Source organism: Bacillus halotolerans, from assembly GCF_004006435.1.
Classification (GTDB): Bacteria; Bacillota; Bacilli; order Bacillales; family Bacillaceae; genus Bacillus; species Bacillus halotolerans.
Genome location: NZ_CP029364.1, coordinates 310199 through 331437, shown reverse-complemented (window position 1 = coordinate 331437; position 21239 = coordinate 310199). Strand labels below are relative to the sequence as shown.

Below are 21239 nucleotides of genomic sequence, written 5' to 3'. Positions count from 1 at the left end.
TTCCTGTACCCAGAAGCAGAAAGGAAAAAGAGATGAGAAAAATCAATATCGTTGCGGGAGGCCCAAAAGATTTGATCCCTGACCTGACTGGTTATACGGCTGATCACACGATCTGGGTCGGGGTTGACAAGGGCACAGTCACGCTTTTAGATGCCGGCATCATTCCTGATGAAGCTTTCGGAGATTTTGACAGCATTACGGAGCAGGAACGCCGGCAAATCGAAAAAGCCGCGCCCGCTCTCCATGTGTACCAGGCAGAAAAAGATCAAACTGATTTAGACCTCGCTCTTGATTGGGCCCTGGAAAAGCAGCCGGATGTCATTCAGATCTTCGGTATTACGGGAGGCAGAGCAGATCACTTTTTAGGAAATATTCAGCTGCTGTACAGGGGAGTAAAAACAAATTCGAAAATGAAGCTTATAGACAAACAGAATGATATTCAGATGTTCTCTCCAGGCGAATATTCTCTTCTTATCGATCAAAACAAACGGTATATCTCCTTCATCCCATTTACAGAAAAAGTGGATGAGCTGACTCTCATCGGTTTTAAATATCCGCTAAATAAGTGTCATATTACGCTTGGTTCAACACTATGTATTAGTAACGAACTCATTCATTCACGAGGTACTTTTTCGTTTGCGAAAGGCATATTAATAATGATAAGAAGCACGGATTAGCTTCTGCTTTCACTCATTTGTTGAAATTAATGAACCTTAAAGCGATGAACAGGCGGTTACGGGACTTATAGGAGGGGACAAAAATGAAATTTTACACCATTAAATTGCCGAAGTTTTTAGGAGGAATTGTCCGGGCGATGCTGGGCTCATTTAGAAAAGATTAAAGCCCAGGGGTTCAAGCCCCCTTTCACCACATAAAAACGCCTGCCACATATCAGGGCAGGCGTTCATTTTGTTATACACGCTCAACTTTACCGGATTTCAAAGCTCGAGCAGATACATATACTTTTTTAGGTTTTCCGTTCACAAGGATACGAACCTTTTGAAGATTCGCGCCCCAAGTGCGCTTAGAAGCATTCATTGCGTGAGAACGGTTATTCCCAGCTGTTGTTTTTTTACCTGTGATAACGCATTTACGTGCCATTTGTTTCCCTCCTCACTTGCACAAAACATCTACTTTTTCACTTTCATATGTTCTTAGATGCTTTCGATATGGATACTTTAAATAATTTACCACAGCTAAAAAACGTTTGCAACTATTGTTTCATCATCTTTCAAGAAAATTCACTTGACATCTTGCACAAACAGCGGCGCTATAGTATATGTAAAGAGACGTGCAGCGTTTGTCGCGTCTTTTCTTTTCATAATGGAATTCATATAGTAGAATAGCTGTAACTCTATGCATTCGAAGGAGGAACTAGTGTGTCCATTGAATTAAGAACGAAATACGGGCAGATTGATATATCGAATGAAGTCATTGCAATGGTTGCCGGCGGCGCTGCGATTGACTGTTACGGCATCGTTGGAATGGCCTCTAAAAACCAAATTAAAGACGGACTGACTGAAATCCTTCGGAAAGAGAATTTCAGCAGAGGTGTTCAAGTTCGCCAAGAAGCAGAACAGATACATATTGACATGTATATCATTGTCAGCTACGGCACAAAAATTTCTGAAGTGGCACATAACGTCCAAACAAAAGTAAAGTACACAGTAAATCAAACAGTCGGACTTGCAGTGGACTCTGTCAATATTTATGTCCAAGGCGTACGAGTGACGAACCCGTAGTTAGGAGGAGTAGGATTGTCTATCAGAACATTAGACGGCAGAACCTTTGCTGAGATGATTCTTGCAGGTGCACAGAATCTGTCGCAAAACGCGAGTGCGGTTGACGCGCTCAACGTGTTTCCGGTGCCGGACGGTGATACGGGAACAAACATGAACCTGTCAATGACTTCCGGGGCAAGAGAAGTGGAGCATTTGGAGACAAGTGATATCGGTAAAGTGGGCTCCGCGTTATCTAAAGGATTGCTCATGGGGGCAAGAGGGAATTCAGGAGTCATCCTGTCCCAATTGTTCCGAGGATTCAGTAAAAGCATTGAAACAAAAAAAGAAATTAATGCAAAAGAGTTTGCCGCCGCGCTGCAAGCCGGTGTCGATATGGCTTACAAAGCAGTCATGAAGCCTGTGGAGGGCACCATCTTAACAGTTGCAAAAGATGCTGCGAAACAAGCGGTGGCCCTGGCGGAAAAAGAAACCGATATCATTGCGCTGATGACATCGGTGACAAAGGAAGCTGAGGCATCCTTAAATCGGACACCAGAATTGCTGCCTGTCCTGAAGGAAGTAGGAGTCGTTGACAGCGGAGGCAAAGGCCTGCTTTGTGTGTATGAAGGTTTCCTCGCTTCATTAAAAGGAGAGACCGTTCCTGAGAAAACCGTTCTTCCGTCACTTGATGACATGGTCAGCGCAGAGCATCATAAGAGTGCGCAGAGCATGATGAATACAGATGATATTGAATTCGGTTTCTGTACAGAAGTGATGGTAAGGCTCGATCAGAATAAAAGAGAATTTGATGAAGGCACATTCAGAAATGACCTCAGCCAATTTGGTGATTCTCTTTTGGTTATTGCAGACGAGTCTCTGGCGAAGGTTCATATTCATGCTGAAGAGCCGGGAAACGTGTTAAACTACGCTCAAAATTACGGTGAATTAATAAAAATCAAAATTGAAAACATGAGAGAGCAGCACACTTCCATCATCAGCCAGGGCAGCGAGCCTGCTCACAGCGAGAAAGCGGCAAAGCAGCCGTACGGCATTGTGACTGTTGCGATGGGAGAAGGCATTTCTGATTTATTCAAAAGCATTGGCGCTTCCGTTGTGATTGAAGGCGGCCAGACGATGAATCCAAGCACTGAGGATATTGTCGATGCTGTAAGATCTGTAAATGCAGACACTGTGTTTATCTTACCGAATAACTCCAACATTATCATGGCTGCCAATCAAGCCGCAAGTGTGATAGGCGATAAGGTTTTTGTCATTCCTGCCAAAACGGTTCCGCAAGGGATGTCAGCGCTGCTGGCATTTAATCCGGATCAAGAGCCTGAAGCAAATGAAGCCAATATGCTAAGTGCCATTCAGCAAGTAAAAAGCGGACAGGTGACATACTCAGTCAGGGATACTCATATTGACGGACAAGACATAAAAAAAGGCGACTTTATGGGAATTCTGAATGGAACGATTATCGGCAGTGCAGAAGATCAGCTGGGTGCTGCAAAAATGCTCTTGTCAGAAATGATCGGAGAAGAGGACGAAATTGTCACCATTCTTTATGGAGAAGATGCGTCTCAAGAAGAAGCTGAAGAGCTTGAAGCGTTTCTCAACGACAAGTACGAAGAGATTGAGGTTGAAATCCACAACGGAAAACAGCCGCTGTATTCGTATATAGTTTCTGCAGAATAGAAGGGCGATTCGCCCTTCTATTCTTATGTCTGCTTTTAAGTGCGGCAGCGCTGTAACGCGCCCGCTTGCCATTTTATATCCGATCAATTAGTCTAGAAGCAAAGCCGCTTATAAGCTCTGATTCATAAGGAGGAATAGCATGAAATACAGAAGCGTTTTTGATATTATCGGCCCGGTTATGATCGGTCCGTCCAGTTCGCATACAGCAGGAGCGGCGAGAATCGGGAGAGTGGCCAGAAGTTTATTTGGCAGAGAGCCTGAGCGCATCGTTGTGTCCTTTTACGGCTCTTTTGCTGAAACTTATAAGGGTCACGGCACAGATGTGGCAATCATCGGCGGTCTGCTTGATTTTGATACATTTGACGAACGGATTAAAACCGCTATACAAATTGCAGAAGATAAAGGAATTGATATAGAGTTTCGAGTCGAAGACGCTGTTCCGGTTCACCCAAACACAGCTCGAATCAGCATTTCTGATGAAAAGGGAGAACTTGAACTGACGGGAATTTCGATAGGCGGAGGAAAAATTGAAATCACAGAATTAAACGGCTTTGAGCTCCGTCTGTCTGGAAACCACCCTGCCATTCTAGTTGTCCATAATGACAAGTTTGGCACCATTGCAGGAGTTGCCAATGTCCTTGCGAAATTCTCAATCAACGTCGGCCATATGGAAGTCGCCCGCAAGGATATTGGGCAGCTTGCGCTGATGACAATAGAAGTGGATCAAAATATTGACGATGATGTTCTCGATGAGCTGTCGAAGCTGCCGAACATTATTCAAGTGACAAAGATTGCTGACTAGCGAAGGGTCAGGAGGAGCCAGTTATGTTTCGTAATGTAAAAGAATTAATTGAGATAACGAAAGAAAAGCAAATGTCCATCTCTGACATCATGATCGCTCAAGAGATGGAAGTAACAGAAAAAACAAAAGAAGAAATTTTTCAGCAGATGGATCACAATCTGACTGTTATGGAAGCGGCGGTTCAGAAAGGGCTTGAAGGGGTTACGAGTCAAACGGGCTTAACAGGCGGGGATGCCGTTAAATTACAGGCCTACATTCAATCTGGAAAAAGCCTGTCGGGAGCACTGATTTTAGACGCGGTATCGAAAGCTGTGGCAACAAATGAAGTGAATGCCGCCATGGGAACAATCTGTGCGACACCGACAGCCGGATCTGCAGGTGTAGTGCCGGGTACGTTATTTGCCGTGAAAGAAAAACTGAACCCGACAAGAGAACAAATGATCCGCTTTTTATTTACGGCCGGAGCTTTCGGATTTGTCGTAGCAAATAATGCAAGTATTTCCGGTGCGGCCGGCGGGTGTCAGGCAGAGGTAGGATCTGCCTCGGGCATGGCAGCTGCGGCAATTGTTGAAATGGCAGGCGGAACACCTGAGCAAAGTGCGGAGGCCATGGCCATTACATTAAAAAATATGCTCGGCCTTGTGTGTGATCCTGTTGCGGGCCTTGTTGAAGTGCCTTGTGTGAAGCGGAATGCAATGGGCGCATCAAACGCGATGATTGCTGCTGATATGGCATTAGCAGGCATTACAAGCCGGATTCCATGTGACGAGGTCATCGATGCGATGTATAAAATCGGCCAAACGATGCCCACTGCCCTTAGAGAAACAGGCCAGGGCGGTTTAGCGGCCACACCGACGGGAAGAGAATTAGAGAAAAAAATATTCGGAGGAGCGCTGGGTTCAAGTGAAACAACATCAGCAAACTAGTATAGCCAACATTAAGGGCATTGGGCCGGAAACAGAAAAAACATTAAATGAACTCGGTATTTATGACATTTCTGATCTTCTGAATTATTTCCCTTATCGCTATGATGACTACGAGCTGAGGGATTTAGAAGAAGTACAGCATGATGAAAGAGTCACAGTTGAAGGGAAGGTTCATTCAGAGCCTTCTCTTACCTATTACGGAAAAAAACGAAACAGGCTGACATTTCGCCTTCTTGTCGGCCATTATTTAATCACTGCCATTTGTTTTAACCGTCCTTATTTAAAGAAAAAGCTTTCGCTGGGCTCTGTTGTGACGATTTCCGGTAAATGGGACAAGCACCGTCAGACCATTTCTGTTCAGGAATTAAAAAATGGGCCTCATCAAGAGGATAAAAGCATTGAACCAGTTTATTCCGTGAAAGAAAATGTCACCGTCAAAATGATGAGACGTTTTATTCAGCACGGTCTGACCCAATATGCGGACTCAATACCTGATCCTCTCCCGGAAAATCTTAAAGTTCGCTATAAGCTGCCGGACTATCATCAAGCGTTAAAAGCGATGCACCAGCCAGAAACAAGAGAAGCATTAAAGCTGGCCAGACGCCGATTCGTTTACGAAGAATTTTTATTATTTCAGTTGAAAATGCAGGCGTTCCGAAAGGCGGAAAGAGAGCAGTCACAAGGGATACGGCAGCGTTTTTCAAACGAAGAACTCATGACATTTGTCAAAAGCCTCCCATTTCCTCTCACCAACGCCCAGTCCCGCGTGCTCCGCGAAATAACAGCAGACATGTCCTCCCCATACAGAATGAACCGTCTTCTTCAAGGAGACGTCGGATCAGGAAAAACGGCAGTCGCTGCCATCGCGCTTTATGCGGCCATTTTATCCGGATATCAGGGAGCGCTTATGGTTCCGACAGAAATTCTTGCTGAACAGCATGCTGATTCCCTTGTTTCACTGTTTGAAAAGTGGGATGTCAATGTTGCCCTTCTGACAAGCTCTGTAAAAGGGAAGCGCCGAAGGGAATTGCTTGAGCGGCTTGCTGCGGGAGAGATTGATATTCTTGTAGGAACCCATGCTTTAATCCAGGATGAGGTCGAGTTTAAAGCGCTAAGTCTTGTCATCACGGATGAGCAGCACCGATTTGGAGTTGAACAGCGGAAGAAGCTTCGGAACAAAGGGCAGGATCCCGATGTTCTCTTTATGACAGCCACTCCGATTCCGAGAACCCTGGCGATTACTGTTTTCGGTGAAATGGATGTCTCCGTCATTGATGAGATGCCGGCGGGGCGAAAACAAATCGAGACTTATTGGGTGAAACATGACATGCTGGACCGCATTCTGGCATTCGTCGAAAAAGAATTAAAGCAGGGCAGACAGGCGTATATTATCTGTCCGCTGATCGAAGAATCAGACAAGCTTGATGTGCAAAACGCTATAGATGTATACAATATGCTTTCTGAGGTTTTCCGTGGAAAATGGAACGTCGGTCTTATGCACGGAAAACTGCATTCCGATGAAAAAGATCAGGTGATGAGGGAATTCAGCGCGAATACGTGTCAAATTCTCGTATCAACCACTGTTGTTGAAGTCGGAGTGAATGTCCCGAATGCAACGATTATGGTCATTTACGACGCCGATCGCTTTGGTTTGTCCCAGCTTCACCAGCTGCGCGGCCGTGTAGGCCGCGGCGAGCACCAATCCTACTGCATTCTTATGGCTGATCCGAAATCAGAAACAGGAAAAGAACGGATGAGAATCATGTCGGAAACCAATAACGGCTTTGAACTGTCTGAAAAGGATTTGGAACTGAGAGGCCCGGGAGATTTCTTTGGAAAAAAACAAAGCGGAATGCCTGATTTTAAGGTGGCGGACATGGTTCATGATTACAGAGCGCTTGAAACGGCAAGGCAGGACGCTGCAAATCTGGTGGCTTCGGAAGCGTTCTGGAACGACCCTGAATATGGGGCGCTAAGAGAGCATTTGCTGAAAAGCGGAGTCATGGACGGGGAAAAATTGAGCTGAGGTAAGAAGTTTTTGGTGTTCAGCCAGAAACAATCATTGCATTCCAATCTATGAAATTATATACTACTATTAGTACCTAGTCTTAATTTGCCGGATGGTGTTTAGATATGAGAAGAAATAAGAAAGAACGCCAGGAATTACTTCAGCAGACGATCAAAGCAACCCCATTTATTACAGATGAAGAATTAGCGGGAAAATTCGGAGTAAGCATTCAGACGATTCGTTTGGACCGCTTGGAGCTTTCCATACCGGAGCTGAGAGAAAGAATTAAGAACGTGGCAGAGAAAACGCTTGAAGATGAAGTGAAGTCCCTGTCACTAGACGAAGTCATCGGAGAAATTATTGACCTTGAGCTGGATGATCAGGCGATTTCTATTTTAGAAATAAAACAGGAGCATGTATTCAGCCGGAATCAGATTGCAAGAGGACATCATTTATTTGCTCAGGCGAATTCTTTGGCCGTTGCAATTATAGATGACGAACTGGCGCTGACTGCAAGTGCAGATATCCGCTTTACCAGGCAGGTAAAGCAGGGTGAGCGCGTCGTTGCGAAAGCGAAAGTGACGGCGGTTGAGAAAGAAAAAGGAAGAACGGTTGTCGAAGTAAACAGCTATGTTGCAGAGGAAATTGTTTTTTCTGGACGCTTTGACATGTACCGTTCAAAACATTCATAAAGGTGGAGCATGCATGAGAATAGCTGTAGATGCAATGGGAGGAGACCACGCTCCCAAAGCTGTTATTGACGGAGTTATGAAGGGTATAGAGTCATTTGATGATCTTCATATTACACTTGTCGGTGACAAGACAACAATAGAATCGTATTTAACAACATCATCAGACCGCATCACGGTGCTGCACGCAGATGAAGTGATTGAGCCTACGGACGAACCGGTCCGCGCCGTGCGGAGAAAAAAGAACTCCTCTATGGTCCTGATGGCGCAGGAAGTTGCAGAAGGCAGAGCTGACGCCTGCATTTCAGCAGGAAATACCGGCGCGCTAATGACAGCCGGCCTGTTTATTGTGGGAAGAATTAAAGGAATTGACCGCCCTGCGCTTGCACCGACACTGCCGACTGTATCAGGCGGCGGATTTCTGCTCCTTGATGTCGGCGCCAATGTAGATGCCAAGCCTGAGCATCTCGTTCAATACGCCATTATGGGTTCTGTTTATTCCCAGCAAGTCCGAGGCGTGACTTCACCGAGAGTCGGACTTTTGAATGTCGGAACAGAAGATAAAAAAGGAAACGAATTGACGAAGCAGACGTTCCAATTATTAAAAGAGGCAAACATCAACTTTATCGGAAACGTGGAAGCACGGGACCTTTTAGACGATGTAGCAGATGTCGTAGTAACGGACGGATTTACCGGGAATGTTACACTCAAAACGCTTGAAGGCTCTGCGATGTCCATTTTTAAAATGATGAAAGAAGCGCTCACGTCAAACTTTACATCTAAGCTTGCGGCCGCTGTGCTGAAGCCGAAGATGAAGGAAATGAAAATGAAAATGGATTATTCCGAATACGGCGGAGCAAGTCTTTTCGGTTTGAAAGCGCCGGTAATCAAGGCACACGGCTCTTCTGATGCCCGTGCGGTTTACCATGCGATCCGCCAAGCCAGAGAGATGGTCAGCCAAAACATGGCTGCGCTCATTCAGGAAGAAGTAAAAGAAGAAAAAACAGATGAATAGTCTGGAGGTTTTTACATCATGAGTAAGATTGCATTTTTATTCCCTGGTCAGGGATCTCAATTTATCGGCATGGGGAAAGAGCTTTATGAGCAGGCTCCAGCTGCAAAACGTCTGTTCGATGAAGCGGACGAAACATTGGAAACAAAGCTCAGCTCACTGATTTTTGAAGGTGATGCCAAAGAATTAACCCTTACATACAATGCGCAGCCTGCTTTGCTGACGACTAGCATGGCTGTGCTTGAAAAATTTAAAGAATCAGGCATTACACCTGATTTCACAGCCGGACACAGCCTTGGAGAATATTCTGCACTGGTGGCGGCTGGCGCAATGAGCTTTAAAGACGCTGTTTATACTGTCAGAAAACGCGGTGAGTTCATGAACGAAGCGGTGCCGGCCGGAGAAGGAGCGATGGCTGCCATTCTCGGCATGGATGCCGACGCATTGAAACAAGTAACCGATAAAGTCACTGAGGATGGCCACCTTGTGCAGCTTGCCAACCTCAACTGTCCCGGACAAATCGTTATTTCCGGAACGGCAAAAGGAGTAGAGCTTGCATCTGAACAGGCAAAAGAGAACGGCGCTAAACGTGCGATTCCGCTTGACGTAAGCGGTCCGTTCCATTCTGAACTGATGAAGCCTGCTGCTGATAAGCTGAAGGAAGTCTTGGACTCCTGTGAACTGAAAGACGCAGACGTGCCGGTGATCTCAAATGTTTCTGCAGATGTGATGACAGATAAGGCAGACATTAAAGAGAAACTCATTGAGCAGCTGTACTCCCCGGTTCGTTTTGAGGAAACTGTTAACAAGCTGATCGCAGAGGGTGTTACGACGTTTATTGAAATCGGTCCCGGCAAAGTGCTTTCAGGCCTTGTGAAAAAAGTAAACAGACGCTTAAAAACCATTGCCGTATCAGACCCGGAAACGATTGAACTGGCAATTCAAACGCTTAAGGAGGAGAATGAGAATGCTTAATGAAAAAACAGCTGTTGTCACTGGCGCATCCCGCGGAATCGGCCGTTCAATCGCCCTTGACTTGGCCAAAAACGGTGCAAACGTTGTCGTTAACTACTCAGGCAGCGAAGCGAAAGCAAATGAAGTCGTAGATGAAATCAAATCAATGGGCAGAAAAGCGATTGCTGTCAAAGCCGATGTATCAAATCCTGAAGATGTACAAAACATGATAAAAGAAGCGATTTCTGTTTTCTCTACGATTGACATTCTAGTGAACAACGCCGGAATTACAAAAGACAATCTCATCATGAGGATGAAAGAAGATGAGTGGGATGATGTTATTAACATTAACCTGAAGGGTGTTTTCAACTGCACGAAAGCTGTGACAAGACAAATGATGAAGCAGCGATCAGGCCGGATTATTAACGTATCGTCTATCGTCGGCGTCAGCGGAAATCCTGGACAAGCCAACTACGTGGCTGCAAAAGCAGGTGTGATCGGCTTAACAAAATCTTCAGCTAAAGAGCTCGCAAGCCGCAACATCACAGTTAATGCGATTGCGCCTGGATTTATCTCAACTGATATGACAGATAAACTTGCTAAAGACGTTCAAGATGAAATGCTGAAACAAATTCCGCTCGCTCGCTTTGGCGATCCCGGCGATGTCAGCAGCGTCGTTACGTTTCTTGCTTCAGAGGGAGCGCGTTACATGACAGGCCAGACACTTCATATTGACGGCGGAATGGTAATGTAAGTTTTTTCTCGAAAATTTCATCATAGTTACTCTAGTTTTTTAAAAACGAATCCACTATAATACTTGAGGGGAGGTGAATTGCTATGGCAGATACATTAGAGCGTGTAACGAAAATCATCGTAGATCGCCTTGGCGTTGATGAAGCAGACGTCAAACTTGAAGCTTCTTTCAAGGAAGACTTAGGTGCTGATTCCCTGGATGTAGTTGAGCTTGTTATGGAACTTGAAGACGAGTTTGATATGGAAATTTCTGACGAAGATGCTGAAAAGATTGCAACAGTCGGCGACGCTGTGAACTACATACAAAACCAGCAATAAGCTGATGCTAAAAGTCCCGCCGAAACGCGGGGCTTTAGCCCTTTATTCGTGCAGTTATTACAGCATGCCGCTTTTACGCGCGCTGTATCCGGTTTAGTCAGAGAAGCGCGGTGAACCTGATGTGCCTATGGAGGTTACTATGTCAAAACACTCACATTATAAAGATAAGAAAAAGTTCTATAAAAAAATAGAACAATTTAAAGAGTTTCAAGAACGGATCTCGGTTCACTTTCAAAATGAAAAGCTTTTGTATCAAGCATTTACACATTCATCTTATGTGAATGAGCATCGGAAAAAGCCGTATGAAGATAATGAAAGGCTTGAATTTTTAGGTGACGCTGTTTTGGAACTGACGATCTCCAGATTCTTATTTGCCAAGTATCCGGCTATGAGTGAAGGAGATTTGACGAAATTGAGAGCCGCGATTGTATGCGAACCGTCTCTCGTTTCATTGGCTCACGAACTGTCATTCGGCGATCTTGTCCTATTAGGGAAAGGCGAGGAAATGACGGGCGGCAGAAAACGCCCTGCACTTTTGGCGGATGTCTTCGAAGCATTTATCGGAGCCTTGTATCTTGACCAGGGATTAGAGCCGGTCGAAAGTTTCTTAAAAGTCTATGTGTTCCCTAAAATAAACGATGGTGCTTTTTCTCATGTGATGGATTTTAAAAGCCAGCTGCAGGAATACGTGCAGCGGGACGGCAAGGGCTCGCTGGAGTATAAAATATCCAACGAAAAAGGACCTGCCCATAACCGTGAATTCGAAGCCATCGTATCTCTAAAAGGTGAACCACTCGGAGTCGGAAACGGCCGTTCAAAGAAAGAAGCCGAACAGCACGCTGCTCAGGAAGCTCTAGCTAAATTGCAAAAACACCATACGAAACAATAAAATCCCCCTAAGTTATAAGGGGGATTTCAGTATGTTTGCCGTCTTATTTCATCCATGTTTATGATAAAATTGAAATACTTATTACATAAGGAGGATCGCTATGTTCCTCAAACGTTTAGACGTTATAGGATTTAAATCATTTGCAGAACGGATTTCCGTTGATTTTGTAAAAGGCGTCACTGCGGTTGTCGGCCCGAACGGAAGCGGAAAAAGCAATATCACAGACGCTATTCGCTGGGTTCTTGGAGAACAATCAGCACGTTCCCTTCGCGGCGGGAAAATGGAAGATATTATTTTTGCCGGCAGTGATTCGAGAAAACGGTTAAATCTTGCCGAAGTTACACTTACGCTTGATAATGACGATCATTTTTTGCCGATTGACTTCCATGAGGTCAGTGTCACAAGACGTGTGTACAGATCTGGCGAGAGTGAATTTTTAATTAACAATCAGCCGTGCCGCTTAAAAGATATTATTGATTTATTTATGGACTCAGGACTTGGAAAAGAAGCATTTTCGATTATCAGCCAAGGGAAAGTGGAAGAAATCCTGAGCAGCAAAGCGGAGGATCGCCGCAGTATCTTTGAAGAAGCAGCAGGGGTGCTCAAGTACAAAACGAGAAAGAAAAAAGCAGAAAACAAGCTGTTTGAAACCCAGGATAATTTAAACCGGGTAGAAGATATATTACATGAGCTGGAAGGCCAGGTTGAACCTCTTAAAATACAGGCCTCAATCGCGAAAGACTACCTGGAGAAAAAGAAAGAGCTTGAGCACGTTGAAATTGCGCTGACCGCTTACGATATTGAAGAGCTGCACGCCAAATGGTCAAGCCTTCAGGAGAAAGTGCAAGCCGCTAAGGAAGAAGAGCTTGCTGAATCGTCTGCTATTTCAGCAAAAGAAGCGAAAATTGAAGATGCGCGGGATAAAATTCAAGCGCTCGATGAATCAGTGGACGAGCTCCAGCAAGTCTTGCTTGTGACAAGTGAGGAGCTTGAAAAGCTGGAAGGGCGCAAAGAAGTACTGAAAGAACGCAAAAAAAACGCTGTGCAAAACCGAGAGCAGCTTGAAGAAGCCATCGTACAGTTTCAGCAAAAAGAAGCTGTGCTGAAAGAAGATCTTGCGAAGCAGGAAGCTGTTTTCGAAACGCTTCAGACAGAAGTGAAAGATTTAAAAGCACAGGTGAAGGAAAAGCAGCAGGCTCTCAGTCTTCATAATGAAAATGTCGAAGAGAAAATTGAACAGCTGAAAAGCGATTACTTTGAGCTGTTAAACAGCCAGGCGTCGATTCGCAATGAGCTCCAGCTGCTTGATGACCAGATGTCCCAATCAGCCGTTACCCAGCAGAGGCTAGCTGATAATAATGAAAAGCATCTGCAGGAACGGCGCGATATTTCCGCCCAAAAAGCTGCATGTGAAACCGAGTTTGCGCGCATAGAGCAGGAGATTCACAGCCAAGTCGGCGCGTATCGTGAAATGCAGGTCAAATACGAGCAGAAAAAGCGTCAATATGAGAAAAATGAATCTGCTCTTTACCAAGCATACCAATACGTCCAGCAGGCGAGATCGAAAAAAGACATGCTTGAGACGATGCAGGGAGATTTCTCCGGCTTTTATCAAGGTGTTAAAGAGGTGCTGAAAGCGAAAGAGCGGCTTGGCGGTATTCGCGGGGCAGTCCTTGAGCTGATTTCAACAGAACAAAAGTATGAAACGGCCATTGAAATCGCACTCGGAGCTTCAGCACAGCATGTCGTGACCGATGATGAACAGTCCGCACGTAAAGCGATTCAATATTTGAAACAAAATTCGTTCGGCCGGGCGACATTTCTGCCGCTTTCTGTCATCAAAGACCGTCAGCTTCAAAGCAGAGACGCGGCAACTGCGGAGCAGCACCCGTCATTTCTCGGGGTTGCCAGTGATCTTGTCACATTTGATCCGGCGTATCGCCGTATCATTCAAAACCTGCTTGGCACCGTTCTGATTACAGAGCATTTAAAAGGTGCAAATGAGCTTGCGAAGCTGCTTGGACACCGTTACCGTATTGTTACTCTCGAGGGCGATGTCGTGAATCCTGGAGGTTCAATGACGGGGGGCGCCGTTAAAAAGAAAAACAACTCCCTGCTAGGAAGAAGCCGGGAACTAGAGGATGTCACCCAGCGGCTCGCTGAGATGGAAGAAAAAACAGTGCAGCTTGAACAAGAGGTCAAAACCCTTAAGCACTCCATTCAGGAGATGGAGAAAAAACTGGCTGAATTAAGAGAGGCCGGGGAAGGCTTAAGAGTAAAGCAGCAGGATGTGAAAGGCCAGCTGTATGAGCTTCAAGTCGCTGAGAAGAATATCAATACTCACTTAGAGCTCTATGATCAAGAAAAATCAGCTCTGTCAGAAAGCGATCAAGAGAAGAAAGCGCGCAAACGCGAGCTGGAAGAAAAGCTTTCTTCCGTATCCGAAAAGATGAAACAGCTTGAAGAGAATATTGATAGACTGACAAAACAAAAACAGACACAGTCCTCTACAAAAGAGTCTCTCTCCAATGAGCTGACTGAGCTGAAGATCGCAGCAGCGAAAAAAGAGCAAGCATGTAAGAGCGAAGAGGACAACCTCGCTAGATTAAAGAAAGAGCTCCAAGAAACAGAGCTTGCTTTAAAAGAGACGAAAGAGGACCTAAGCTTCTTAACGTCAGAAATGTCATCAAGCACAAGCGGCGAAGAAAAACTGGAAGAGGCCGCGAAACATAAATTGAATGACAAAACAAAAACAATTGAATTGATTGCGTTAAGGCGTGACCAGAGGATCAAACTTCAGCAGGGGCTTGATACGTATGAGCGCGAGCTGAAAGAAATGAAGCGCCTGTATAAACAAAAAACAACGCTCTTAAAAGACGAAGAAGTAAAACTAGGCCGAATGGAAGTCGAGCTTGATAATTTGCTGCAATACTTGCGGGAAGAATACAGCTTGTCCTTTGAGGGAGCTAAAGAGAAATACCAGCTTGAAACAGATCCTGAGGAAGCACGAAAGCGCGTGAAGCTGATTAAACTCGCAATAGAAGAGCTTGGGACGGTAAACCTCGGAAGCATAGATGAGTTTGAGAGGGTTAACGAACGCTATCAATTCTTGTCAGAGCAAAAAGAAGATTTAACAGAAGCAAAAAATACCCTGTTCCAAGTGATTGAGGAAATGGACGAAGAGATGACGAAACGCTTTAACGACACATTCGTCCAAATCCGCTCACACTTTGATCAAGTCTTCCGCTCCTTATTCGGAGGAGGACGAGCGGAATTAAGGCTTACCGATCCGAATGATCTGCTGCATTCCGGGGTAGAAATTATCGCGCAGCCGCCGGGAAAAAAACTGCAAAACTTAAACCTTTTGTCTGGCGGAGAGCGTGCGCTTACTGCTATTGCGCTTTTATTCTCAATTTTAAAGGTGCGCCCTGTGCCGTTTTGTGTTCTTGACGAGGTAGAAGCAGCGCTTGACGAAGCAAATGTGTTCCGGTTTGCGCAGTATTTGAAAAAATACAGCGCCGATACCCAGTTTATTGTGATTACCCACAGAAAAGGCACTATGGAGGAAGCCGATGTGCTTTACGGCGTGACAATGCCGGAATCAGGTGTTTCTAAGGTCATCTCAGTGAAGTTGGAAGAGACAAAAGAATTCGTTCAGTAACGAGGAAAGAGGTTATAAGATGAGTTTTTTTAAAAAATTAAAAGAGAAAATCACAAAGCAGACAGATTCCGTATCTGAAAAGTTTAAGGACGGCCTTGAAAAGACGAGAAACTCCTTTCAAAACAAAGTGAATGATCTCGTGTCCCGTTACCGTAAAATTGATGAGGACTTCTTCGAAGAGCTTGAAGAGGTTCTGATCAGTGCTGATGTCGGTTTTACAACGGTTATGGAGCTGATAGACGAGCTCAAGAAAGAAGTGAAGCGCAGAAATATTCAAGATCCGCAGGAAGTGCAGTCTGTTATTTCTGAAAAGCTGGTGGAGATTTATAACAGCGGAGACGAACAAATTTCTGAGCTGAACATTCAGGAAGGGCGTTTAAATGTCATTCTCCTGGTCGGCGTAAATGGAGTCGGCAAAACGACAACGATCGGAAAGCTTGCTCATAAACTAAAGCAAGAAGGAAAGTCTGTTGTACTCGCTGCCGGAGACACTTTCAGAGCAGGAGCGATTGAACAGCTTGAAGTATGGGGAGAACGTACGGGTGTGCCTGTCATTAAGCAGGCGGCCGGCAGCGATCCTGCGGCTGTCATCTATGATGCTGTTCACGCTGCCAAAGCGAGAGAAGCAGATGTATTGATTTGTGATACGGCAGGGCGTCTTCAAAATAAGGTAAACCTGATGAAGGAGCTCGAAAAGGTGAAGCGCGTTATCGAAAGAGAAGTGCCCGAAGCGCCTCATGAGGTCCTGCTCGCCCTTGATGCCACGACTGGACAAAACGCAATGGCACAGGCGAAGGAGTTCTCTAAAGCAACAAACGTTACAGGAATTGCTTTAACAAAGCTTGACGGCACTGCAAAAGGCGGCATTGTCCTTGCGATTCGCAACGAGCTTCATATTCCGGTTAAATTAGTCGGCTTAGGAGAAAAAGTTGATGATCTTCAGGAGTTTGACGCTGAATCTTACGTATACGGGCTCTTTTCAGATTTAGTGGAAAAAGCGGAGGATTAAAAAGACAACCAGCCCCCAAAAGCATTGGGGGCTGTTTTGTTATCGTCTCACTTGATAGGCGAAATGATAAAGGCTGTTATCAGTGGATAGCAATCTCGCATCACCTGAATAAACCCTGAATGGAATAATGTCATAGTAATGAACGGAAACAGATGTGTAATACGTGTAGTATCCAGCAGCAGGTCCTAAATACATTGGAACGTTAAACTTTCCGTTTTCATCAGTTGTTCCCGCAGCTGTCTGTGTTGTATTCCCGACTTTTGTATCTGCTTCGAAGCTGACTGGTGTGTTTGGCACTGGCGCTCCATTTTCGTCGAGCAATGTACCGCTTATCGTAATATTGTACTTGACTCGCCAAAATTGGCCCTGTCCGTAATTGATTTTGCCGTACACGCCTCCGTCCGTGCTAATATTTGAGATGGAGGCCCTATAAGGGGCTCCGGCTGCAGCTGCTTGCTGGGCTGGAAAAATAAATGGTAACACGGCAGCCAAGCATAACATAACCAACAAACAGATTTTTTTCATGAGAATCCTCCTTTAAAGTGGGGTTCATATACAATATCGGAATAAATTAGAAGATTTTTAGTTAATATTGGAAAAAGTGATCATTGCTTTGACAAGATAAAAACTTGACACTCACATTAAAACCATGTAAACTAAGTTATCGTAAAGGGATTTGACTTAACAAAGGGGAGAGCTCATATGTCGCTCGAAAAGACAACGAGAATGAATTATCTGTTTGATTTTTATCAGTCGTTGTTGACGTCTAAACAGAAGAGCTATATGTCGCTTTATTATTTGGACGATTTCTCCCTTGGCGAAATAGCCGAAGAGTATGAGGTTTCAAGACAAGCTGTTTATGATAACATCAAACGAACAGAAGCGATGCTTGAACAATATGAAGAAAAGCTGCTCCTTTTGAAAAAGTTTCAGGAGCGTAAAGAGATGTTTAATAAGCTGAAGGAGCTTGCTTCCGGTACTAAAGAAGAGGAAGAAATTACAGCTCTGATTGAAGCGCTTGAGAAATTAGATTAGGAGGCGGCAAACTATGGCATTTGAAGGATTAGCCGACCGACTGCAGCAGACGATTTCTAAAATCCGCGGAAAAGGGAAAGTCAGCGAACAAGATGTAAAAGAAATGATGCGTGAAGTTCGTCTTGCGCTGCTTGAGGCTGACGTTAACTTTAAAGTAGTAAAGGATTTTGTGAAAAAAGTAAGTGAACGGGCTGTAGGCCAAGACGTCATGAAAAGCCTGACGCCCGGCCAGCAGGTCATTAAAGTCGTTAAAGAGGAACTGACAGAGCTGATGGGCGGCGAAGAAAGCAAAATTGCCGTCGCGAAGCGGCCGCCGACTGTTATTATGATGGTTGGTCTCCAGGGTGCCGGTAAAACGACAACGAGCGGTAAGCTTGCAAATCTGCTGCGCAAAAAGCATAATCGCAAACCGATGCTGGTTGCTGCCGATATTTACCGTCCTGCTGCAATCAAGCAGCTGGAAACGCTAGGCAAGCAGCTCGACATGCCTGTTTTTTCCCTTGGCGATCAGGTCAGCCCTGTAGAAATAGCCAAGCAGGCTATCGAAAAAGCCAAGGAAGAACACTATGATTATGTCATTTTGGATACAGCAGGCCGTTTGCATATCGACCATGAGCTTATGGATGAACTGACCCAAGTGAAAGAAATCGCGAATCCGGAAGAAATTTTTCTGGTTGTCGATTCAATGACCGGGCAGGATGCCGTGAATGTAGCCAAAAGCTTTAACGAACAGCTCGGTTTAACCGGTGTTGTGTTAACGAAGCTTGATGGAGACACGCGCGGGGGTGCTGCACTTTCCATTCGTGCGGTGACAAACACGCCGATTAAATTCGCCGGTTTAGGCGAAAAACTTGATGCATTAGAAGCATTCCATCCTGAACGCATGGCATCAAGGATTCTCGGCATGGGTGACGTGTTAACATTGATTGAAAAAGCTCAGGCAACCGTCGATGAAGACAAGGCCAAAGAGCTGGAACAAAAAATGAGAACAATGAGCTTCACATTGGATGATTTTCTGGAGCAGCTCGGACAGGTCAGAAACATGGGGCCTCTGGATGAGCTTCTGCAAATGATGCCGGGTGCAGGTAAGATGAAAGGCTTGAAAAATATTCAAGTTGATGAAAAGCAGCTGAATCATGTGGAAGCGATCATTAAATCGATGACTGTTCTTGAAAAAGAACAGCCGGATATCATTAATGCCAGCCGGCGCAAGCGGATTGCGAAAGGAAGCGGGACGTCCGTACAGGAAGTCAACCGTCTGCTTAAGCAGTTTGACGAAATGAAAAAAATGATGAAGCAGATGACAAACATGTCAAAAGGAAAGAAAAAAGGATTTAAGTTACCTTTTATGTAATCGGTTATACATGATAAAACCGTTGTTAAGAAAAAACACTTTACAAACACTTTTATCATTGTTAATATACTATCTTGTTGAAATATTTTCGGAGGTGCTAGTAAAATGGCAGTAAAAATTCGTTTAAAACGTATGGGAGCAAAAAAATCTCCTTTCTATCGTATTGTTGTAGCAGATTCTCGTTCACCGCGTGACGGCCGTTTCATCGAAACAGTCGGCACTTACAACCCGGTTGCAAAACCAGCGGAAGTAAAAATCGATGAAGAGCTTGCTCTTAAATGGCTTCAAACTGGAGCGAAACCATCTGATACAGTTCGCAACTTGTTCTCTAGCCAAGGAATCATGGAAAAATTCCACAACGCTAAACAAGGCAAGTAATGACTGATCAACACTTGGAAGATTTGATTGTCACGATTGTGACGCCGCTTGTTGATCATCCAGATGACATTCGGGTCATAAGAGAAGAAACCGATCAAAAGATTGCGCTGCGCTTATCTGTTCATAAGTCAGATACCGGTAAAGTTATCGGGAAGCAAGGCCGGACTGCAAAAGCGATTCGAACAGCTGTATTTGCAGCTGGCGCACAGTCTTCTAAGAAAGTTCAATTTGAAATATTTGACTAAAAGGGAGAGGGCCGGCACCTCCCCTTTTTTTACACGCAAAAAACGGGTAAACTGATAGAAGATAAGACAAGATAGAAAAGTCTGGTCTTGAAAAAGTTTTAAAAGCAGGGAGCTTGGTGCGATGCAGATTATTCACCGTGTAGCCGTTATGCAAGTCTTAACCGAGCGCAGCAAAGAAAAGCTTTTATCTACTTTCACAGAAAAGAAGCAAATGCTTGAACGAGAATGCAGCCAGCTCTATTTTCAGCTTAGAAAACATGAAAAAGAACAGCAGAACCCAGATGTAATTGAACAATTTAAAAAGGCAATAGAAAAACGAAAAGATAATATGAAAATGATCGATTTTCAAATTACCCAAGTACATACATTACCGCTTGGCAGTGAAATGAAAGAAAAGGAAATCGATGCGCTGCTGACCATTGAAGTCGGAGATGACTGGCATGAGAAAACAGCAGCAAACACCATCGTCATAAAAGACGGAACAGTAATTGAAATTCGCCAGAGGTGATCATATGACAAAGCGATGGTTTAATGTCGGTAAAATTGTAAATACCCACGGAATTAAAGGCGAGGTGCGGGTCATTTCAAAAACGGATTTTGCCGAAGAACGGTACAAGCCGGGCAACACGCTGTATTTGTTTATGGACGGACGCCAAGAACCGATAGAAGTAACGGTAAACACGTACAGGCTGCATAAGCAATTTCATCTGCTGCAGTTTAAAGAAAGACAAAGCCTGAATGAAGTAGAGGAACTGAAAAACGCCATCATCAAAGTTCCTGAAGAGGATTTGGGTGAGCTGAATGAAGGAGAATTTTATTTCCACGAAATTATCGGCTGTGAAGTTTTTACCGAAGAAGGCGAACTGATCGGAAAGGTGAAAGAAATTTTAACACCGGGAGCCAATGATGTATGGGTAATCGGGCGTAAAGGTAAAAAAGACGCGCTGATCCCTTACATTGAATCAGTCGTTAAACAGATTGATGTCAGCGAAAAGAAAATTGAGATTCAACTCATGGAAGGATTAATAGACGAATGAAAATCGATTTTTTGACGCTGTTTCCTGAAATGTTTGAAGGGGTGCTCGGTTCATCCATTCTTCAAAAAGCCCAAGAAAAAGAAGCAGTGCAGTTCCAGATCGTCAATTTCCGGGAGTATTCTGATAACAAGCATAATACAGTGGATGATTATCCTTACGGTGGCGGAGCAGGTATGGTTCTGAAGCCTCAGCCTGTTTTTGACGCGGTTGAGGATCTGGCCTCAAAAGCCGACAGTCCGCCGCGCGTTATCCTCGTCTGCCCGCAAGGTGAGCGTTTCACTCAAAAAAAAGCCGAGGAATTGGCAAAGGAAGAGCATTTGCTGTTTATCTGCGGTCATTATGAAGGCTATGATGAGCGAATCCGCGAGCATTTGGTGACAGATGAAATATCAATTGGCGACTTCGTTCTGACAGGCGGTGAGCTGCCTGCGATGATGATTGCTGACAGTGTCGTCAGGCTGCTTCCGGGTGTGCTTGGCAAAGAGGCTTCCCACATAGAGGATTCGTTCAGTACGGGGCTCTTGGAGCATCCGCATTATACAAGACCGGCAGATTATAAAGGTTTAAAAGTGCCTGAAACACTTCTATCAGGAAACCATGCTAAAATCAAAGAATGGCGGAATAAAGAATCGATCAGAAGAACCTATTTAAGACGCCCGGATCTTCTGAAAGACTATCCGCTTACAGAGCAAGAAAGAAAATGGATTTCTGAATGGGAAAAAGAATAGATTTTATTGCATAGGCTATGAAATT

24 protein-coding genes are annotated in these 21239 nt (G+C 44.7%); 22 read left to right on the top strand and 2 right to left on the bottom strand.

Annotation, left to right across the window (positions count from 1 at the left end; genetic code table 11):
* Positions 1-32 precede the first annotated feature (32 nt).
* Together DIC78_RS01465 and spoVM are read left to right on the top strand one after the other, a co-directional pair.
* The gene (locus DIC78_RS01465) at positions 33-677 is read left to right on the top strand and encodes a thiamine diphosphokinase (RefSeq protein WP_127695247.1); all 645 of its coding nucleotides are present in this window, start codon (positions 33-35) and stop codon (positions 675-677) included.
* 83 nt (positions 678-760) lie between these two features.
* A complete protein-coding gene (gene spoVM, locus DIC78_RS01460) occupies positions 761-841 on the top strand; it encodes a stage V sporulation protein SpoVM (protein WP_003221545.1) in 81 nt (26 codons plus the stop codon).
* A gap of 71 nt (positions 842-912) precedes the next feature.
* Here the strand turns inward: spoVM and rpmB are convergent, their stop codons facing one another.
* Positions 913-1101, bottom strand: coding sequence for a 50S ribosomal protein L28 (rpmB, locus tag DIC78_RS01455; RefSeq protein WP_003221548.1), 189 nt, complete (start codon positions 1099-1101; stop codon positions 913-915).
* Positions 1102-1379: 278 nt separating this feature from the next.
* Between rpmB and DIC78_RS01450 the strand changes: the two genes are divergently transcribed.
* From DIC78_RS01450 to ftsY, 13 genes are all read left to right on the top strand, one after another.
* The gene (locus tag DIC78_RS01450; protein ID WP_024121367.1) at positions 1380-1742 is read left to right on the top strand and encodes an Asp23/Gls24 family envelope stress response protein; all 363 of its coding nucleotides are present in this window, start codon (positions 1380-1382) and stop codon (positions 1740-1742) included.
* Between the two features lie 15 nt (positions 1743-1757).
* Complete coding sequence (locus tag DIC78_RS01445; RefSeq protein WP_024121368.1) at positions 1758-3416, top strand: DAK2 domain-containing protein; 1659 nt, start codon at positions 1758-1760, stop codon at positions 3414-3416.
* Positions 3417-3555: 139 nt separating this feature from the next.
* A complete protein-coding gene (gene sdaAB / locus DIC78_RS01440; protein WP_024121369.1) occupies positions 3556-4218 on the top strand; it encodes an L-serine ammonia-lyase, iron-sulfur-dependent subunit beta in 663 nt (220 codons plus the stop codon).
* Positions 4219-4241: 23 nt separating this feature from the next.
* A complete protein-coding gene (gene sdaAA, locus DIC78_RS01435) occupies positions 4242-5144 on the top strand; it encodes an L-serine ammonia-lyase, iron-sulfur-dependent, subunit alpha (protein ID WP_127695245.1) in 903 nt (300 codons plus the stop codon).
* Positions 5122-7170, top strand: a complete 2049-nt coding sequence (gene recG, locus DIC78_RS01430; RefSeq protein ID WP_106020682.1) for an ATP-dependent DNA helicase RecG — start codon at positions 5122-5124, stop codon at positions 7168-7170. Before sdaAA ends, recG begins: the two co-directional genes overlap by 23 nt.
* A gap of 107 nt (positions 7171-7277) precedes the next feature.
* Entirely contained in the window at positions 7278-7844 is a 567-nt protein-coding gene (gene fapR, locus DIC78_RS01425) for a transcription factor FapR (RefSeq protein WP_106020684.1), read from the top strand.
* Positions 7845-7857: 13 nt separating this feature from the next.
* Positions 7858-8856, top strand: a complete 999-nt coding sequence (gene plsX, locus DIC78_RS01420; RefSeq protein WP_024121373.1) for a phosphate acyltransferase PlsX — start codon at positions 7858-7860, stop codon at positions 8854-8856.
* An 18-nt stretch (positions 8857-8874) separates the two neighbouring features.
* Positions 8875-9828, top strand: a complete 954-nt coding sequence (gene fabD, locus DIC78_RS01415) for an ACP S-malonyltransferase (protein ID WP_127695243.1) — start codon at positions 8875-8877, stop codon at positions 9826-9828.
* The gene (gene fabG / locus DIC78_RS01410) at positions 9821-10561 is read left to right on the top strand and encodes a 3-oxoacyl-[acyl-carrier-protein] reductase (protein WP_024121375.1); all 741 of its coding nucleotides are present in this window, start codon (positions 9821-9823) and stop codon (positions 10559-10561) included. Before fabD ends, fabG begins: the two co-directional genes overlap by 8 nt.
* Before the next feature lie 83 nt (positions 10562-10644).
* The gene (gene acpP / locus DIC78_RS01405) at positions 10645-10878 is read left to right on the top strand and encodes an acyl carrier protein (protein ID WP_003154310.1); all 234 of its coding nucleotides are present in this window, start codon (positions 10645-10647) and stop codon (positions 10876-10878) included.
* A gap of 139 nt (positions 10879-11017) precedes the next feature.
* Positions 11018-11767: a ribonuclease III gene (gene rncS / locus DIC78_RS01400; protein ID WP_010334220.1), complete on the top strand. Its 750-nt coding sequence runs from the start codon at positions 11018-11020 to the stop codon at positions 11765-11767.
* Positions 11768-11867: 100 nt separating this feature from the next.
* On the top strand, positions 11868-15428 hold the full coding sequence (gene smc / locus DIC78_RS01395) for a chromosome segregation protein SMC (protein WP_127695241.1): 3561 nt from the start codon (positions 11868-11870) through the stop codon (positions 15426-15428).
* A 19-nt stretch (positions 15429-15447) separates the two neighbouring features.
* The gene (gene ftsY, locus DIC78_RS01390; RefSeq protein ID WP_044155917.1) at positions 15448-16437 is read left to right on the top strand and encodes a signal recognition particle-docking protein FtsY; all 990 of its coding nucleotides are present in this window, start codon (positions 15448-15450) and stop codon (positions 16435-16437) included.
* Between the two features lie 39 nt (positions 16438-16476).
* Here ftsY and DIC78_RS01385 read toward each other — a convergent pair whose 3' ends face one another.
* A complete protein-coding gene (locus DIC78_RS01385) occupies positions 16477-16962 on the bottom strand; it encodes an Ig-like domain-containing protein (RefSeq protein ID WP_106020686.1) in 486 nt (161 codons plus the stop codon).
* A gap of 177 nt (positions 16963-17139) precedes the next feature.
* On the opposite strand from DIC78_RS01385, the gene DIC78_RS01380 reads away from it, so the two are divergent.
* The 7 genes from DIC78_RS01380 to trmD all read left to right on the top strand — a co-directional run bounded on the left by DIC78_RS01380 (position 17140) and on the right by trmD (position 21214).
* Positions 17140-17472, top strand: a complete 333-nt coding sequence (locus DIC78_RS01380; protein ID WP_024121379.1) for a putative DNA-binding protein — start codon at positions 17140-17142, stop codon at positions 17470-17472.
* A 13-nt stretch (positions 17473-17485) separates the two neighbouring features.
* Entirely contained in the window at positions 17486-18826 is a 1341-nt protein-coding gene (gene ffh, locus DIC78_RS01375; RefSeq protein WP_024121380.1) for a signal recognition particle protein, read from the top strand.
* A 105-nt stretch (positions 18827-18931) separates the two neighbouring features.
* Complete coding sequence (rpsP, locus tag DIC78_RS01370; protein ID WP_003220815.1) at positions 18932-19204, top strand: 30S ribosomal protein S16; 273 nt, start codon at positions 18932-18934, stop codon at positions 19202-19204.
* On the top strand, positions 19204-19449 hold the full coding sequence (locus DIC78_RS01365) for a KH domain-containing protein (RefSeq protein ID WP_024121381.1): 246 nt from the start codon (positions 19204-19206) through the stop codon (positions 19447-19449). The genes rpsP and DIC78_RS01365 overlap by 1 nt, the downstream gene beginning before the upstream one ends.
* A gap of 121 nt (positions 19450-19570) precedes the next feature.
* Entirely contained in the window at positions 19571-19957 is a 387-nt protein-coding gene (locus DIC78_RS01360) for a YlqD family protein (RefSeq protein ID WP_024121382.1), read from the top strand.
* A gap of 4 nt (positions 19958-19961) precedes the next feature.
* The gene (gene rimM, locus DIC78_RS01355) at positions 19962-20486 is read left to right on the top strand and encodes a ribosome maturation factor RimM (RefSeq protein WP_044155911.1); all 525 of its coding nucleotides are present in this window, start codon (positions 19962-19964) and stop codon (positions 20484-20486) included.
* Entirely contained in the window at positions 20483-21214 is a 732-nt protein-coding gene (gene trmD / locus DIC78_RS01350; RefSeq protein ID WP_024121384.1) for a tRNA (guanosine(37)-N1)-methyltransferase TrmD, read from the top strand. Before rimM ends, trmD begins: the two co-directional genes overlap by 4 nt.
* The last annotated feature ends 25 nt before the right edge of the window (positions 21215-21239 follow it).

Bases quoted from the DNA above. Each gene is read 5' to 3' on its own strand.
- DIC78_RS01465 (WP_127695247.1), top strand. From the start codon at position 33: ATGAGAAAAATCAATATCGTTGCGGGAGGCCCAAAAGATTTGATCCCT.
- spoVM (WP_003221545.1), top strand. From the start codon at position 761: ATGAAATTTTACACCATTAAATTGCCGAAGTTTTTAGGAGGAATTGTC.
- rpmB (WP_003221548.1), bottom strand. From the start codon at position 1,101: ATGGCACGTAAATGCGTTATCACAGGTAAAAAAACAACAGCTGGGAAT.
- sdaAB (WP_024121369.1), top strand. From the start codon at position 3,556: ATGAAATACAGAAGCGTTTTTGATATTATCGGCCCGGTTATGATCGGT.
- sdaAA (WP_127695245.1), top strand. From the start codon at position 4,242: ATGTTTCGTAATGTAAAAGAATTAATTGAGATAACGAAAGAAAAGCAA.
- fapR (WP_106020684.1), top strand. From the start codon at position 7,278: ATGAGAAGAAATAAGAAAGAACGCCAGGAATTACTTCAGCAGACGATC.
- plsX (WP_024121373.1), top strand. From the start codon at position 7,858: ATGAGAATAGCTGTAGATGCAATGGGAGGAGACCACGCTCCCAAAGCT.
- fabD (WP_127695243.1), top strand. From the start codon at position 8,875: ATGAGTAAGATTGCATTTTTATTCCCTGGTCAGGGATCTCAATTTATC.
- fabG (WP_024121375.1), top strand. From the start codon at position 9,821: ATGCTTAATGAAAAAACAGCTGTTGTCACTGGCGCATCCCGCGGAATC.
- acpP (WP_003154310.1), top strand. From the start codon at position 10,645: ATGGCAGATACATTAGAGCGTGTAACGAAAATCATCGTAGATCGCCTT.
- rncS (WP_010334220.1), top strand. From the start codon at position 11,018: ATGTCAAAACACTCACATTATAAAGATAAGAAAAAGTTCTATAAAAAA.
- smc (WP_127695241.1), top strand. From the start codon at position 11,868: ATGTTCCTCAAACGTTTAGACGTTATAGGATTTAAATCATTTGCAGAA.
- ftsY (WP_044155917.1), top strand. From the start codon at position 15,448: ATGAGTTTTTTTAAAAAATTAAAAGAGAAAATCACAAAGCAGACAGAT.
- DIC78_RS01385 (WP_106020686.1), bottom strand. From the start codon at position 16,962: ATGAAAAAAATCTGTTTGTTGGTTATGTTATGCTTGGCTGCCGTGTTA.
- DIC78_RS01380 (WP_024121379.1), top strand. From the start codon at position 17,140: ATGTCGCTCGAAAAGACAACGAGAATGAATTATCTGTTTGATTTTTAT.
- ffh (WP_024121380.1), top strand. From the start codon at position 17,486: ATGGCATTTGAAGGATTAGCCGACCGACTGCAGCAGACGATTTCTAAA.
- rpsP (WP_003220815.1), top strand. From the start codon at position 18,932: ATGGCAGTAAAAATTCGTTTAAAACGTATGGGAGCAAAAAAATCTCCT.
- DIC78_RS01365 (WP_024121381.1), top strand. From the start codon at position 19,204: ATGACTGATCAACACTTGGAAGATTTGATTGTCACGATTGTGACGCCG.
- DIC78_RS01360 (WP_024121382.1), top strand. From the start codon at position 19,571: ATGCAGATTATTCACCGTGTAGCCGTTATGCAAGTCTTAACCGAGCGC.
- rimM (WP_044155911.1), top strand. From the start codon at position 19,962: ATGACAAAGCGATGGTTTAATGTCGGTAAAATTGTAAATACCCACGGA.
- trmD (WP_024121384.1), top strand. From the start codon at position 20,483: ATGAAAATCGATTTTTTGACGCTGTTTCCTGAAATGTTTGAAGGGGTG.